Source organism: Methanospirillum sp. (assembly GCF_028679455.1).
Taxonomy (GTDB): domain Archaea; phylum Halobacteriota; class Methanomicrobia; order Methanomicrobiales; family Methanospirillaceae; genus Methanospirillum.
Genome location: NZ_JAJRBM010000056.1, coordinates 1 through 13,875 on the forward strand (window position 1 = coordinate 1; position 13,875 = coordinate 13,875).

Consider the following 13,875-nt stretch of genomic DNA (forward strand, 5'->3'; position numbering starts at 1 on the left):
AGGAAATATGACTGCACAAAAGAGTGTCAAGAATGAGACCTCAAAAGAATCAGTTACTGGCAACTCAAGTTCTACAGCATCAGTAGAGGTAAAGCAGACCGGATCAAAGCAGAGCACAAAATCTGTAGAAGCCAGTATTGAAACCTCACCCATGTCAAAGGCTTCTGCAGCAAACAAAACTGCATCCGTATAAATTACGATAATCTGTCAGAAGACAGAATTCACTTTTTTCCCACTACGAATCAGATATCAAGGGATAATTTCACACCCGTTATATTTCTCATGAGCAAAATCTGCCAGGGTTATCGTACCAGCATTCATTAAAGCCTTTATCCGGGGAAGAACATCAGATAACTCGCTGAACAATTCCCTGACCGTTGCACATACGAGATCACGTCCTTCAGGCGGCCAGGGTTCCATAATAGCTGAATAAAGACAACGCCCTCCACACAATTCACGAATTTCACAGACGGAGCAGTGACCGGTAACCGGAATATCAGGAAGATTCAGTATATCAGCATCGCCAATTGATCCCAGATAATAATCTGCCATACCCACCATGATCGGACAGGGGGAGATCTTCCCATTCGTAAGAACCGTATAATTCGCAAATCCGGATCCACAGCGAAGACGCGAGGGCCGGTTGAGCAGCATATCTTCTACCGGATCAATGAAAGGATACCATTTTTCAACAGTTCCATCCTGTTCCATCCGGGACACCCAGTCATGTATCAGAGATCTGACCCCGGGAAGGTACGAAGCCCCCACCCAGGTTCTGAACTTTCGGATCTGATAATCGTTCCAGAAGTTGGCATCAATCTGCCAGTGTATTGATGAGAACGAATAATCCTGATTCTGTGAGAGATACTGAACAGCATGAAGAATATCCACCGGTTCATGAACCGTCATTCGTGCAATGATTTCACCAGCATATCCACCTGCCAGAACATGCTGAATGTTGGTCATCACCCTGCGATAGGTTCCAGCACCCCTGCCGGCATCTGTCATCTCTTCATCGCCATCTATGGAGATCAGGATTGTTTCAAACCGGTTGACTATTGATGACGGAAGCCGGTGAAGAAGAAGTCCATTCGTCTGGATCATAAATCTGGTATCAGGAAGATCCTCCATAATCCTGACGATGAGATCGCTGCGCATCGTAGGTTCTCCACCGATAAAGGTCACCACCACATCAGGATCACGGGATAAGAACGTATAGAGATCACATAAATCATAGGTAACCTCAACGGGAATGTCTGCATCTATGGTAATAGAATCCCGTTCCAGTTCAGGAGTGTCAAATATTTTCCCCCTGCAGTAGGCACAGGATAGATTACATGAGTCGGTGAGAAAGAGATGAATATACACAAAAATCGAATAGAATTGGATTGCATTCGGATATGAAGATCACTGATATCAACCAGGAGAAAAACCCGACTTCAGTACACAACTAAATATGGGGGGATGGTCATACATACCAATATACGTTCCATGACCTACCGAGTTCTCCTCCTGGATGATGAACCAGCAATCTGTGAGATCACCGCTATCCTCCTGAAAAAACTCGGGTACGATGCAGTTATTACCAGCAGAGGAGAGGATACGATTGATGCATATCGCTCTGCTCTCAGTCAGGAAGCCAGATTCGATGTAGTCATACTGGATCTCACCGTTCCAGGAGGTCTTGGAGGAAAAGAGGTAATTTCAGCTCTTCATGAGACGGACCCGGCTGTCAATGCACTCGTTTCCAGTGGTGATGCAAATGACCCGGCAGTTGCCCAATTCAGGGATTTCGGATTCTCAGGCGTTCTGATGAAACCATACACCAAGGCAGTCCTTGACGAGACCATCAAATCAGTACTCAAATAAGGTATAAATTGAAGATTGATAGAGCATCGGCTCAAATCTTAACTCTTATCCAGAACTAAAAATATTACAAGAGATCCTCTATTCGTCAGGATTTTTCAGACATCAGTCGAAAGGAAAGAGAGATTGATGAACCTGAAGGATATCCATTTCATCAGATCACTGACCCAAGAAAGTCACAATTCGTGCCTGTGCTAGTACATGACCTTCCATTGCCGCATCAATATGCGACCGGTCTGGCGGATCGGGAGAGATGTTTGTATCCAGAGCGTAGAGGGTGAATATATAACGGTGAGGAGTTCCAGACGGCGGACAGGCCGGTGTATAACCACGGGTTCCCATCGAGTTGATCCCCTGATAGCCGGAACCTGCCCGCTCTGAAACAGGCATCTGATTCGGCGGAATCGCTTCGGATTCCGGAGATAGATTATATACTATCCAGTGGGTATAGACTCGGTCCGAAGCGTCTGGATCATCCATTATGAGCACCATTGAACGGGCTGCAGATGGAGCATCTTTCCAGAAAATTGAAGGAACCTGCCCGGGTCCCATACAGGTATAGCGGGTAGGCAGTGTTGATCCATTAATCGCTGAATTAACAGATACTTTCAATGAGTGATTTGAGTCTACAGCAGCACCTGGTTGATTGCCTGATGATTCAGATGCCTGTAGACAACCAGAAACCAGAATTGCCAGAATGCATGTAAGGACCAGCAGAGATTGATATAAGTTCATAGTTGGTTATTATCATTTGAGGCATTGATAGTTTCGTTCAATTCAACTCATTTCGGGATCTACCCAATCTGTCAAATATCGCATGTGGACGATGATTGACATTTACTTCAGAACCAATACTGATCAGGATAAAAACCAGGACATACTACCTGTATACCATAGGAGTGGATTCCCTTCAGGGTGACCAGAACCATAACCTGATGCTGATAATTCATGACATTTTTAGAACCTATTATTGCAAACATTCAGACATGCGTCATTCTTCTCCAGATGGTATGTGTGATCATCGTAATCACCTACCTGATTATGCGATCCAGGTTCTTTACTGACTTTCAGAATCAAACGCTGACATGGAAGAGTTCACTGCTGATGACGCTGCTCTTTGGGTTGGTCTCAATCTATGGTACAGAAAGCGGGATCTATGTATTTGGTACTCAAATCAACATCAGGGATCTCGGGCCCATAGCCGCAGGTCTGACCTGTGGGCCGGTCGTCGGGCTGGGAGCAGGCATCATCGGTGGTCTTTATCGATTCGCTTTTGGAAGTGAATTTACCCGGGTTGCTTGTACCCTTGCTGCCATAATTGCCGGTCTTATAGGAGGAGGAGTCTATTATCTCAACCGGCGACAGTTCATCGGTCTGAAAGGTGCAGTGCTCATTGCCGGCTGCATGGAACTGATCCATATGGGCCTCGTTCTCCTGATCAGCAGGCCAACGAGCCAGGCTGTTTCATTGGTTTCACAAGTAGTCATACCCATGACACTCGCCAACATGGCAGGAATCGCTATCTTCTCATATATTTATCAGAACATGATAATAGAACGGAAGACTTCCCGGGAACGGGATCTGATCAGGGATGATCTCCAACGTAAACAGGCTGAACTCAACATCGCACGAGACATACAACTCAGCTTCCTTCCAGATACCATTCCATCGATCAAAGGATACCAGGTTGCTCCAATGAGTCTGCCTGCCCGTGAGGTTGGAGGAGATTTTTACGATGTCATTGTCCCCGTGTCCCAGGATAAAGTTGGAATTCTAATAGCAGACGTATCTGGAAAAGGAGTACCTGCAGCTCTGTTCATGGCTCTCTCACGGACGATAACCCGTGCCAATGCAACCTGGCACAAATCTGCAGTGAGTGTAATCACCGAGACCAATATGATGATCTGCGAGGATGCGAGATCAGGGATGTTTGTCACACTCTTTTTTTGCGTATTACACCCTGACAAGCGAACATTAACTTTTGTAAATGCCGGCCATAACCCTCCGCTTCTCTTCAGGGAACAGGGAACCCTTGAGGAATTGTATCCTACCGGGCCAGCTCTGGGAATCATGGACGACGGGGAATATACCGAACCGGTTACCACCCTTGAACCAGATGATATCCTGGTCATGTATACAGACGGGGTTACTGAATCAGTCAACCGGAAAGATGAAGAATTTGGAGTAGAACGGTTAGAATCAATTGTCTGGGAAAACCGGAACCTCCCCGCAGCAGAGATTCGTGATGCAATTATACAGGCAGTCTCCGGATATACTGATGGACAGGATCAGTTTGATGATATTACCATTATCGTGATGAAAGGTGAGGAACTGCAGAGCACCTGATCGGGCATTCCGATCTAATCCATTTACTATCACAACCAACGAGTAGGATTTTACTATGAACACCGAAAATTCATTTTTTGATGCTGACCCATTCTCCCGTGAACTTGGGATCAAACTGATCTCCTCTTCTCCCGGTGAAGCGGTCCTTCACCTGAAGGTTACAGAAAAACATCTGAACAGCCATGGAACAGTTCATGGCGGTGTAATCTTTTCGCTGGCTGATGAAGCCTTTGCTATCGCGAGCAACACGAGCGGGATTCCAGCAGTTGCAATCAATACCTCCATCACTTACATGAAGGCCATCTCTTCCGGAACCCTGATTGCAGAAGCAAAAGAATTCTCATCGAATCCCAAACTCGGATCCTATATCGTGGAACTCTATGATCAGGACCGGGAGAAGATCGCGGTATTTCAGGGTCTTGCCTACCGGAAAAAACCGAAACAATAACGGTTTATCGTACAAAAAATACAAATTACAAAAAAAGAATCCGCGATTTCGCGGGTTAATATTATTTAATACCCGCGAAGTTCAGTCTCAACCTTTTTCAGGTTCTCAATCCGCTTCTCCAGTGAAGGATGAGTGGAGAAGAGACTTGCCAGGGTCTTTCCTGATATTGCCGGAAAGATGAAGAAAGCATTTGCACCTTCTGCTGCAACCTTGGCATCGGCGGGAACATACTCCATACGTCCGCTAATCTTGGTCAGTGCCGAGATGAGTGCCTGTGGATTATTAGTAATATATGCACTCCCACGATCTGCTGCAAACTCTCGGTACCGGGAAAGGGCCATCATGAGAATGGTTGCTACAACCCAGACAACCGCAGCAACAATACCTGCAATTATCCAGGCGCCTGCACCACCCTCACGTCGATCAAAGATCGAAGCAAACAGGAAGTTCTGCATGATCATTGAGGCGATCATTGCAATGAACGATGCAAATGTCATCGTAAGGATGTCTCGATTCTTGATGTGCGAAAGCTCATGGGCAATAACCGCTTCAAGTTCCTGCTGATTCAGAGTTCTCATAATCGAGTCGGTTACCGCTACTACAGCATGAGTCGGACTCCTGCCGGTGGCAAATGCATTCGGGATTGGTGACTGCATAACTGCAACTTTTGGTTTGGGAAGTCCTGCATCGGTACATAACTTCTCAATCATCCGGTGAAGCGCAGGTTCTTCATCCTCTTCAACAATTCTGGCACCAGTACTCATCATTACCAGTTTGTCAGAGAAGAAGTACTGGACAAGTCCCATACCCACTGCGATGATTACAATGAACCAGGCATTGATCTTGAGTGCCAGGAGGATGCCCATAAATACGAGATATACCAGGAGGAGCAGAGACCAGGTGATAAAAACCCGGTAGGTCAGTCCCCAGTCACGTTTCCATATCATTCAAGTAGATATGCGAGCACGTCATCATAAACATTCCCCCATTTTCGGTTCAGAACAACAAAAATATTACATTCCCATAAGAATGATGGATTTTACGATAGAGAAACCTTAATAGGTGAGGAACTTTTGAACCGGCCTGATACCTGCTGAGTTGTGAACCGGCCCTGCTATGAGAAAAACAAGAAGGGCCAGAAACTGGCAGACAATAATTCAGGATCAAACAGGAATTCAGATACCTGAAAGAAGGTACAAGATGCGGTATGCAATATGCAGCAGGAACCCCTGGAAGAATATTTTACATCAGATTTGATCATGGAGAGGATCTGATCTCAGGATTGCAGACATTCATTCGGGAGCATCAGATTCAGTCCGGGATAATTCAACTTATTGGAGCAGTATCGAAGGGAAACCTGGTGACCGGGCCAAGGATAACCGTTCTTCCTCCTGACCAGGTCTGGCAGTCGCTCGATGAAGCACACGAACTGGTCGGCATTGCAATAATCAGGTCAGGAGTTGATGGCCCGATAATTCATCTTCATGCTTCTGCAGGACGGGAAAAAAGTGCGCTCACGGGGTGCTTCAGAGAAGATATGAGCGTGTACATCGTTATAGAAGCGGTCATAACCGAGTTTTCAGGGTTTATCATCAAAGATAAGACAGACGAACAGACAGGACTTCATCTGCCTGTAGTATAACCGGGTCATACCATATACCACATACCATACTCCTGTTTCATGCAGGAATTATGCAGGCAAGAGATATTTTTACCGGATTAGGTTCTTGAAACCCCAATCCTGCTTTTACGCGATTCAATCCTGAATCCAAGTGATTCAAGATAGGTACGTGCGTGTCCGGAGGTATGAAGCAGCACCTCAACCAGGTCTTCCTGCTCATCCACATCGCAGTAGAGTCTGAAGGAATCGATAACCGAACAGGAGAGACCGGCATCTTCAGCAAACCTGACATGCTTGAGATAACTGGTCCCGTAATATTGTGCTCTGAACCGGTCAGCATACCTGATATAGACCGCATTGGTCCCCCCTCCCCGACCAGGGACGATCGCCATGTCAGATCCTGAGTTCATCAGGGTAAGGATAGAGAACCGATCCGCAAGCGCCAGATCAGCCATGATGATCGCGAGCGGACCGGTGTTTGCGATACAGAAGGTATCAAGTGCCTCATTGAGCCCCTGATCCAGGATCTCTACCCGCACCTGTTCTTCGTGAGGGAGCGTGAACTGAGCGGTGGAGAGGACAAGCGGATCACACCCTGCACTCCGTATTGCAGAGAGAACGTCCCGAAGCATTGCCATGGCAAAGAGCTCCCGCTCTTCATCAGTAAGGACAGTGGATAGGCGTGTTTTTGGATTTTTAGGTTTAAATGGGATGACTACCTGAACTCTCATAATATGTACCAGCCTTTAGCCGGGCTGCGGGTACATGGTTAGCCGGTGTATGGATTAAATGAAGCGGATAATACCGTTCGGTTCAAAGACCATTGATAACCTTGTGACTCCTAACGATAGGTGAACAGAAAGTTATGCCATCATCACTCATCGTATCCACCCATGAACGGGCAGAGGCTGTTCATGGATCTATGAACGGGGACGTTATCACCTATTCCCGGAATGTCTTCCTGCCCCTTACTTTTGTCTGTCAAAACCATTGTGGATATTGTACATTCAGACGCCCGGTGAGTCAGGGTTGCCTGACAATGCCTGATGAACTCGATAAACTTCTGATCCGGGGAGAGCAGTTCGGATGCACTGAGGTACTTTTCACATTTGGAGAGCGGCCAGAAATGGTCCCGGGATTTGAACCATATCTGAAAACACTGGGTTATTCCACCATTCTTGAGTACTGCATGGAGATGTCAGCGCGTGCCATCGCACATGGGATGCTTCCCCACACCAATGCCGGGATCCTGACCTATGAAGAACTGGAACAACTCAAACCCCTGAATGCAAGCATGGGCCTGATGCTCGAGACCACGGCTGAAATTCCTGCCCATCGCGGTTGTCCGGGAAAGAAACCGGAAGTGCGTATTGCAATGATCGAGGACGCCGGTAAACTTCAGATACCATTCACCACCGGACTGCTCATCGGCATCGGTGAGACCAGAGAAGACCGGGCAGAATCACTCAGGGTTATCAGCGATCTCCACCACCGATATGATCACATCCAGGAGATCATCATTCAGAACTTCTGCCCAAAACCGGGGACTGATATGGCTGCTTTCCCGGGAGCCACCACGGAGACGATGCAGGGTACGATCAGTCTTGCCAATGAGATTCTTCCACCTGATATCTCAATCCAGATCCCACCAAATCTGGCAGACTCACAATCCCTGCTCAGATTCGGAGTTACCGATCTCGGTGGTGTTTCACCGGTAACCCCGGATTATGTCAACCCGGAACACCCATGGCCAGGTATTGAGGAACTCAGACGGCTGACAAACGGGTATACGCTGCGTGAACGCCTGTGTATCTACCCGAAATACATCAAAAAAGGATGGTACCCACCAGGACTAAAGGATTATATCATGAAGTTGGAGAACAGAATTAGTGAGAGAGGTATGCTATGAGCATGGAGACCCCCCTGTATGAGGGGAAGGCCAAATCAGTGTACCGGACCCATAATCCGGATGAACTGAGGGTAGTCTTCCGCAATGATATGACCGCTTTCAACGGTGTCAAACACGACCAGTTTGAGAATAAAGGGCGGTTTAATGCAACCGCATCAGAATTCTTCATGCGCCTTTTAGAGGAGAACGGGGTATCCACCCATTTCATCAACAGGCCTGACCCGGAGACGATGATCGTAAAAAAACTCCAGATGATTCCACTTGAGGTGATTGTCAGGAATGTTGCTGCCGGATCTATGGTGAAGAAATACCCGGTGAAAGAGGGTACTGTTTTGAATCCTCCGGTCATTGCGATCGATTACAAAGACGACGAGCGGGGAGACCCGATGATCAATGATGAGATCATCTATGCTCTTGATATCCTGAACCCTGATGAACTTGCGATCGTCAAAACAGCAGCTCTGAAAGTCAATGTGATTTTATCAAAGTTCTTTGATGAGTTCGGCATCAGGCTGGTTGACTTCAAACTTGAGTTTGGGAAGGCGAAGGGAACCATTCTCCTTGGCGATGAGATCAGCATGGACTCTATGAGGCTCTGGGACAAGAAAACCGGAGAGTCATTTGACAAAGACGTATACCGGTTTGAGAAAGGGGATGTGATGACCGCGTATCGTCGGGTGTTAGAGCGGATCATTCCGGACTTTCGCGGATAATTGATTACCATGCAGGAATGAGAGCGCCGAAATCTACTTACTATACTCCCCCCATTGTTATCAGATTTCAGAAGATGCATCGATATCAGCACACAAATGGAAACTCAATCAAACATCTCCACTATATTGATGAGATTGCAGAATGAATAGAAATACAGTGATATCATGAGTGCAGAACAGGAAGAGGCGATACGTACCTGGGCTGAAGGATATGCCAGGGATCATGGATGGATCCTCAACCCGGATGACCGGCAGCTTGAAGCGGTTATCAAGGGACTAGCCCGTAACACCGAACGGTTCGGAGCCCAATACTGTCCATGCCGGATCAGATCAGGAGAACCTGAAACTGACAAGAAGATCATCTGTCCATGCGTGTATCACCAGGATGAACTTGACCAGGCCGGCCACTGTACATGTAATTTTTTCTATGATAAAGAGGCTTAACCACCTCTTTTCCCTCACTATATAAACGATAACCCTGACCGTGATTCATATTCCCGGTACATTTCGATATCTTGATACGATGAATAATCCTGATTATGTACAACAGGAGGCATACATACATGGCATCATATTCTGCAATACTTTCTGACGGTTCCGAGTACGTGAGAGGAGGACTGGTAGATAAGTGGCAGCGCTGGATACTCCTTATCGTGCTGCTCATCATCCAGACCGTTACAATCTGTATCATTCCACTGTTCAACGGGTACCTGGTCAGAGTGTACGGCTCAACAAGCAACGCTGCACCTGACATTGACGACTACAAGAAGCTCTTTGTTGACGGGTGGAAACTAAACATTGTAACTATCCTTTACATGATCCCGGCAATCATTGTAGGAGTAGTTCTCGGTCTGCTAAGCCTTGCACCAATCGTGGGTGCAGTCTTGAGCAAGGGTCGCATTGATGAGATCCTTGGTCTTATCATTGGGAGCATCGGGCTCCTTGTTACCGGCCTTGTCTTCGCAGTCATCACGCTGATCATGTACATGGCATACGTCCACTTTTCAAGAACTGGCAGTATCATGGATGCGTTCAGTATCGGTGATATCACAAGAAAGGTCGGAGACGGAATCGGCTGGGGAACATATGTCCTGATGTGGGTAATCATCTGGATCATCTCGATGATCCTCTGTGTCATCATCATGGGACTCAATGTTATTCCGCCCCTTGGCGTTATCGTTGGTATGGTACTCAGCCCGCTCTGGGCTGTCTTTATTGCCAAGGTTACCCGCAACGTCTACGATAACAAACCCTAAATGACCTTTCGGTCACTGCTTTTTTTCACTTATTCTGGTTTGATAACTAACACTGGTACCCGGCTTTGATGAACTATCCCGGTACTGACACTCCCCAGGATTAACCTGCCTGCCATTCCCTTCCCACTGGACCCGACGACGATCAGATCACTCCCATGTGATGCCGAGAACTCAATCAGTCCTTCAACCGCATCACCTACCCGGGTATGAATCGCGACTTCATGTCCTTCTTCGGCTGCGATCGCATGAATTGCATCGAAAAGTTCATTTTCTTCCATTTGGAGCATGCTTATGTGTGCATTTCCATCAGACTTATGTACTACAACATCCTGTTCTGCACATTGGGCATAGATACGCGGAGGAATGACAAAGAGCAGATCAAGCGTAGCATTCAGGAGTTTTGAAAGACCTAATGCATCACGAAGTGCTTTCATGCTTTCAGGGGAACCATCAACGCCGATGAGAATACGTTTGTACATGAAGTCTTATCTCCGGCAGGGAATTAAAAGATAATGATACCTACAGCCTGCCTGAAATCAGCATGAATGCCCTGACTTCATCAAAAAAATCGGTATTAACAGGGATATGATATGACCAGATAACTTGGTAACTGAGTTCCCGACCATCAGGGATGTAAAACAAGTCATGATGATCAGAAAGGAAGGACATATTTCCTATGAACTCTGGCATGCTGATCCCGCTGAACCAAAGGGAAGAGAAGCATACTGGAACACCATTGATCTACATGGGACCAAATGGCGGGTTCTGATTGCTGAAGCAAGCAGATGATATCAGTATCTTCTCTCTTTTTCGTCGTTTATTGAACACAAAAAGTTATGAAACCCTGAGCAGGGCATCTTTCCCGCTCATGCCAATGGTAATCCCGAGACCAGTACCGGCCTGATTTACCGAAACGATCTCACCAGTCAGAAGTTCATCAATAGAACTAACTGATGGAGTTGAAACTGGACGAACCTTGGCAGCCGGAATATGGAACTTATCAAGGGCAAGCACATCCACTGCACCACAACCAACAAGTCCCTTTTCTCCCAATGCAAATACAAGGTTTACCGGACCGATAGGAATCACATGTCCCGTAAAGGTCTTCCCTCCCAGGGAGAAAGATTCAGATGCCATACTTATAGTTCAGGCTGCCTGAATATATCAAAGATAGCAGAACAACGCTGGTCAGGTATCTGCTTCTGGCATGAATCAGTTATTGTGGTCCGGTAATATTGTTCAAGATCCCGGGTTACCTGATCCCAGTCATGAGCAGCCACATATGAGGCAAGAGACACGTAGTCCGGGCGATTCTGCAGACAATACCTGATACCCGCTGCAATATCTTCAGGGTTCAGTGATGTACAGGCCCCTGCTCCGGGCAGAACATGGGATGTCGCCGCATTACGGGGATGATCTGCAGTGACAATAGAAAGCCCGCATGCCATTGCTTCAATTGCAGCGATCCCAAACCCTTCCCGTTCACTGGGAAGAACGTACACTTTTGAAGCTTTCATCAAACCAATGACAGCTTCATGGTCTTTTACAAATCCTTTGCAGGTGATATGCCCGGAAAGACCATACTGCTGAATACGCTCCCTGATGATAACAAAATCAGGTCCGTCACCTATTAACATGGCATGCAGATCCGGATATTCATCAATCAGAATCCTGACCGCATCTATCACCAGTTCAGGATGTTTCTCAGGAATGAACCTTCCGACAAAGATCAGATCAGAGGTTTCCTGTGAGGGTGAAACTGCAGAGATAGCGGCAGTATCGATACCGTTTGGAATACGGGTCACGTCACCAGCATATCCGGTATCCTTCATCTGATGAGCAGTGAGCAGAGAGACCGCAATTACCCGTGGAGAGAGAACAAGGGCAATCCGTTCGATCAGGAGCCCTAAAAGACCACTATCCCCCAGATAGTCAAACCAGTACCGCCCCCAGAACTCATGCCAGGTTACGACCAGGCATCTTTTTTTCAACCTGCAAAAGATGGAGAGCAGAATTGCAGGAAAATACGGAAAATTCTGGCAGTCAAAGATCTCCATCTCTGACTTCAGGAGATGGGGAACCAGTCCGATAGTATAGCGGACTGCCTGCAGAATAGATCTTCGTCCTTCAGTATAGAGACCCATTGCCGGGCAGACCCCATGCAGGACCATTCCCTCCCGCTCAATGATATCAGGTCCATCCCAATACTTCATACCATAGAGATGAATCTCATGGCCACGGGCAGCTAGTCTGACACCGATCTCATGAATGCGTTTTTCCACCCCGCCAATCGTTTCAGGATAGATCACATCATAGATATAGCCGATCTTCATCAGGATACTCCGGATGCCACCGATGGCATGCCTGGATCTATTCGATCAGCATTTATCCCTCCCGGTATATCAAGATCAAGAATCCAATGCGATGCATCTCATGTATCACCCCAATTCAGAATGGCAGATCACGGTTCTGCCATGATGACCACTGTCTGGATACAGATCTGGTACAGGAGGCGATCCATAATTTCTGGCAGGTGGATGAGATCATTCTCTGTATTCAGGATCCACGGAGTGCATCCATCGCCGCCACCTGTGAATCAAGAGGTATACCGGTAAGAAAACTCTGGATTCCCGCTGGAACTAACGAAGCGGAACTATGGGAGACATTCTCACTGCTTGCCACGCTCGCAGACGAGGGGGAAGAGATCCTCTTTGACATCACCGACGGCAGAGACAGCCTCCCGTTCATCATATCTCTTGTGGCAACATGGATGAAAGAGGTCAGAAAGGTGAAGATAGTAGGAGTGATATACGCATCACCACCAGATGAGTTCGGACTCAGACATTTCATCAACCTGCAACCTATCCTTCAGGTAATCGACTGGATTGAAGGGGTGCGTGCTCTGATATCCCATACCAATGCAGAACAGATGGCAGAACTGCTTACCGGACTGCAGGGGCAGATATACCGGTCAGGCAATGAGGATGACCCGCCAACCAGGCTGAAAGGCTGGTCACATCTGCTCGAGACCTTCACCACAGCAATCAGGCTCTCCCGTCCTGTTGATGCCCTGTACGCAGGATGGGGAATAATTCATGATCTTCCCCGGATCAGAGGGGAGATATCCAGGTTTGCTCCGGTATTACTACCGGTGATAAAAGATCTGGAGATCATCGGTGAGATGGCTGCACTGCCAAGTCCGGATCATCTTACTCCATCATACCTTCGAAACCAGCACCGGTTGATCCGATACCAGATCAATAAAGGGTTTAACCTTCAGGCAGTGTCACTAGGACGGGAATGGATCATATCCCTGATGATGCTCCGGTTCGGGATCGATGACGACTGGCTCGATGCAGATTCCAGACACCTGATCGCCAGGACCATGACCGGGCTGGCACTGACTATGCAGGGAATTCCTGCAGAGACCACACAGTACACCCACCTGCTGTTGTCGGAAGTACACTGGAACGCAATGATGCCGATATGGGAACGGGTATCAGCACTGAGAAATGATCTTGCCCATTGTGGCATGAATCGCCGGAACGACAGCCTCAAATCACTACTTCAGCGAATCAACCAGATCCCTGATGACCTGATTCTGTTTGCAGCATATACCGGCGTGAAATTTCCAGAGACTGATAAAGCTCCCGGGGCTGATTCAGAGATCTGAACCCGGAAAAATAAAAAAAAGTTGTAAGTATTCAGTGATCTGA

Annotated in this window: 18 protein-coding genes; 11 read left to right on the top strand and 7 right to left on the bottom strand. The window is 47.3% G+C overall.

Annotation, left to right across the window (positions count from 1 at the left end):
- A partial coding sequence (locus LUQ50_RS01800; protein WP_300035291.1) for a hypothetical protein occupies positions 1-193 on the top strand: 193 nt, incomplete at its 5' end.
- Between the two features lie 56 nt (positions 194-249).
- Here the strand turns inward: LUQ50_RS01800 and LUQ50_RS01805 are convergent.
- On the bottom strand, positions 250-1,368 hold the full coding sequence (locus LUQ50_RS01805; protein WP_300035294.1) for a TIGR04084 family radical SAM/SPASM domain-containing protein: 1,119 nt from the start codon (positions 1,366-1,368) through the stop codon (positions 250-252).
- Between the two features lie 123 nt (positions 1,369-1,491).
- Here LUQ50_RS01805 and LUQ50_RS01810 point away from each other — a divergent pair, with 123 nt between their 5' ends.
- Positions 1,492-1,869: a response regulator gene (locus tag LUQ50_RS01810; RefSeq protein ID WP_300035297.1), complete on the top strand. Its 378-nt coding sequence runs from the start codon at positions 1,492-1,494 to the stop codon at positions 1,867-1,869.
- Between the two features lie 156 nt (positions 1,870-2,025).
- Here LUQ50_RS01810 and LUQ50_RS01815 read toward each other — a convergent pair whose 3' ends face one another.
- Positions 2,026-2,601 carry a YbhB/YbcL family Raf kinase inhibitor-like protein gene (locus LUQ50_RS01815; protein ID WP_300035301.1) on the bottom strand — a complete coding sequence of 192 codons (576 nt, stop codon included), beginning with the start codon at positions 2,599-2,601 and terminating at the stop codon, positions 2,026-2,028.
- 213 nt (positions 2,602-2,814) lie between these two features.
- Between LUQ50_RS01815 and LUQ50_RS01820 the strand changes: the two genes are divergently transcribed.
- Both LUQ50_RS01820 and LUQ50_RS01825 read left to right on the top strand, forming a co-directional pair.
- Positions 2,815-4,212 (top strand): SpoIIE family protein phosphatase, encoded by a 1,398-nt coding sequence (locus LUQ50_RS01820; RefSeq protein ID WP_300035304.1) that lies wholly within the window; start codon positions 2,815-2,817, stop codon positions 4,210-4,212.
- Between the two features lie 55 nt (positions 4,213-4,267).
- Positions 4,268-4,660 (top strand): PaaI family thioesterase, encoded by a 393-nt coding sequence (locus tag LUQ50_RS01825; protein ID WP_300035307.1) that lies wholly within the window; start codon positions 4,268-4,270, stop codon positions 4,658-4,660.
- Between the two features lie 65 nt (positions 4,661-4,725).
- On the opposite strand, the gene htpX is transcribed toward LUQ50_RS01825, so the two are convergent.
- A complete protein-coding gene (gene htpX / locus LUQ50_RS01830) occupies positions 4,726-5,607 on the bottom strand; it encodes a zinc metalloprotease HtpX (RefSeq protein ID WP_300035311.1) in 882 nt (293 codons plus the stop codon).
- Between the two features lie 260 nt (positions 5,608-5,867).
- Here htpX and LUQ50_RS01835 point away from each other — a divergent pair, with 260 nt between their 5' ends.
- Complete coding sequence (locus LUQ50_RS01835) at positions 5,868-6,302, top strand: PPC domain-containing DNA-binding protein (protein WP_300035314.1); 435 nt, start codon at positions 5,868-5,870, stop codon at positions 6,300-6,302.
- 77 nt (positions 6,303-6,379) lie between these two features.
- Here LUQ50_RS01835 and cofC read toward each other — a convergent pair whose 3' ends face one another.
- Complete coding sequence (cofC, locus tag LUQ50_RS01840; protein WP_300035317.1) at positions 6,380-7,012, bottom strand: 2-phospho-L-lactate guanylyltransferase; 633 nt, start codon at positions 7,010-7,012, stop codon at positions 6,380-6,382.
- A 191-nt stretch (positions 7,013-7,203) separates the two neighbouring features.
- On the opposite strand from cofC, the gene cofG reads away from it, so the two are divergent.
- From cofG to LUQ50_RS01860, 4 genes are all read left to right on the top strand, one after another.
- Positions 7,204-8,190, top strand: coding sequence for a 7,8-didemethyl-8-hydroxy-5-deazariboflavin synthase CofG (cofG, locus tag LUQ50_RS01845; protein WP_300035346.1), 987 nt, complete (start codon positions 7,204-7,206; stop codon positions 8,188-8,190).
- Entirely contained in the window at positions 8,187-8,903 is a 717-nt protein-coding gene (gene purC, locus LUQ50_RS01850) for a phosphoribosylaminoimidazolesuccinocarboxamide synthase (RefSeq protein WP_300035320.1), read from the top strand. Before cofG ends, purC begins: the two co-directional genes overlap by 4 nt.
- 165 nt (positions 8,904-9,068) lie before the next feature.
- Entirely contained in the window at positions 9,069-9,347 is a 279-nt protein-coding gene (locus tag LUQ50_RS01855) for a ferredoxin-thioredoxin reductase catalytic domain-containing protein (RefSeq protein WP_300035323.1), read from the top strand.
- Positions 9,348-9,466: 119 nt separating this feature from the next.
- Positions 9,467-10,159, top strand: coding sequence for a DUF4013 domain-containing protein (locus tag LUQ50_RS01860; RefSeq protein WP_300035326.1), 693 nt, complete (start codon positions 9,467-9,469; stop codon positions 10,157-10,159).
- Between the two features lie 29 nt (positions 10,160-10,188).
- Here the strand turns inward: LUQ50_RS01860 and LUQ50_RS01865 are convergent, their stop codons facing one another.
- The gene (locus LUQ50_RS01865; RefSeq protein ID WP_300035329.1) at positions 10,189-10,638 is read right to left on the bottom strand and encodes a universal stress protein; all 450 of its coding nucleotides are present in this window, start codon (positions 10,636-10,638) and stop codon (positions 10,189-10,191) included.
- Positions 10,639-10,762: 124 nt separating this feature from the next.
- Here LUQ50_RS01865 and LUQ50_RS01870 point away from each other — a divergent pair, with 124 nt between their 5' ends.
- Positions 10,763-10,948: a hypothetical protein gene (locus tag LUQ50_RS01870; protein ID WP_300035332.1), complete on the top strand. Its 186-nt coding sequence runs from the start codon at positions 10,763-10,765 to the stop codon at positions 10,946-10,948.
- Between the two features lie 45 nt (positions 10,949-10,993).
- On the opposite strand, the gene LUQ50_RS01875 is transcribed toward LUQ50_RS01870, so the two are convergent.
- Both LUQ50_RS01875 and LUQ50_RS01880 read right to left on the bottom strand, forming a co-directional pair.
- Entirely contained in the window at positions 10,994-11,296 is a 303-nt protein-coding gene (locus LUQ50_RS01875; RefSeq protein ID WP_300035335.1) for a YunC family protein, read from the bottom strand.
- Positions 11,297-11,298: 2 nt separating this feature from the next.
- Positions 11,299-12,492, bottom strand: coding sequence for a glycosyltransferase family 4 protein (locus LUQ50_RS01880; RefSeq protein ID WP_300035338.1), 1,194 nt, complete (start codon positions 12,490-12,492; stop codon positions 11,299-11,301).
- Between the two features lie 86 nt (positions 12,493-12,578).
- Between LUQ50_RS01880 and LUQ50_RS01885 the strand changes: the two genes are divergently transcribed.
- The gene (locus tag LUQ50_RS01885; protein WP_300035343.1) at positions 12,579-13,832 is read left to right on the top strand and encodes a TM1812 family CRISPR-associated protein; all 1,254 of its coding nucleotides are present in this window, start codon (positions 12,579-12,581) and stop codon (positions 13,830-13,832) included.
- The last annotated feature ends 43 nt before the right edge of the window (positions 13,833-13,875 follow it).

Bases quoted from the DNA above. Each gene is read 5' to 3' on its own strand.
- LUQ50_RS01875 (WP_300035335.1), bottom strand. From the start codon at position 11,296: ATGGCATCTGAATCTTTCTCCCTGGGAGGGAAGACCTTTACGGGACAT.
- LUQ50_RS01855 (WP_300035323.1), top strand. From the start codon at position 9,069: ATGAGTGCAGAACAGGAAGAGGCGATACGTACCTGGGCTGAAGGATAT.
- htpX (WP_300035311.1), bottom strand. From the start codon at position 5,607: ATGATATGGAAACGTGACTGGGGACTGACCTACCGGGTTTTTATCACC.
- LUQ50_RS01835 (WP_300035314.1), top strand. From the start codon at position 5,868: ATGCAATATGCAGCAGGAACCCCTGGAAGAATATTTTACATCAGATTT.
- LUQ50_RS01885 (WP_300035343.1), top strand. From the start codon at position 12,579: ATGCGATGCATCTCATGTATCACCCCAATTCAGAATGGCAGATCACGG.
- LUQ50_RS01880 (WP_300035338.1), bottom strand. From the start codon at position 12,492: ATGAAGATCGGCTATATCTATGATGTGATCTATCCTGAAACGATTGGC.
- LUQ50_RS01820 (WP_300035304.1), top strand. From the start codon at position 2,815: ATGACATTTTTAGAACCTATTATTGCAAACATTCAGACATGCGTCATT.
- cofC (WP_300035317.1), bottom strand. From the start codon at position 7,012: ATGAGAGTTCAGGTAGTCATCCCATTTAAACCTAAAAATCCAAAAACA.
- LUQ50_RS01825 (WP_300035307.1), top strand. From the start codon at position 4,268: ATGAACACCGAAAATTCATTTTTTGATGCTGACCCATTCTCCCGTGAA.
- LUQ50_RS01815 (WP_300035301.1), bottom strand. From the start codon at position 2,601: ATGAACTTATATCAATCTCTGCTGGTCCTTACATGCATTCTGGCAATT.
- cofG (WP_300035346.1), top strand. From the start codon at position 7,204: ATGAACGGGGACGTTATCACCTATTCCCGGAATGTCTTCCTGCCCCTT.
- LUQ50_RS01865 (WP_300035329.1), bottom strand. From the start codon at position 10,638: ATGTACAAACGTATTCTCATCGGCGTTGATGGTTCCCCTGAAAGCATG.
- purC (WP_300035320.1), top strand. From the start codon at position 8,187: ATGAGCATGGAGACCCCCCTGTATGAGGGGAAGGCCAAATCAGTGTAC.
- LUQ50_RS01860 (WP_300035326.1), top strand. From the start codon at position 9,467: ATGGCATCATATTCTGCAATACTTTCTGACGGTTCCGAGTACGTGAGA.
- LUQ50_RS01810 (WP_300035297.1), top strand. From the start codon at position 1,492: ATGACCTACCGAGTTCTCCTCCTGGATGATGAACCAGCAATCTGTGAG.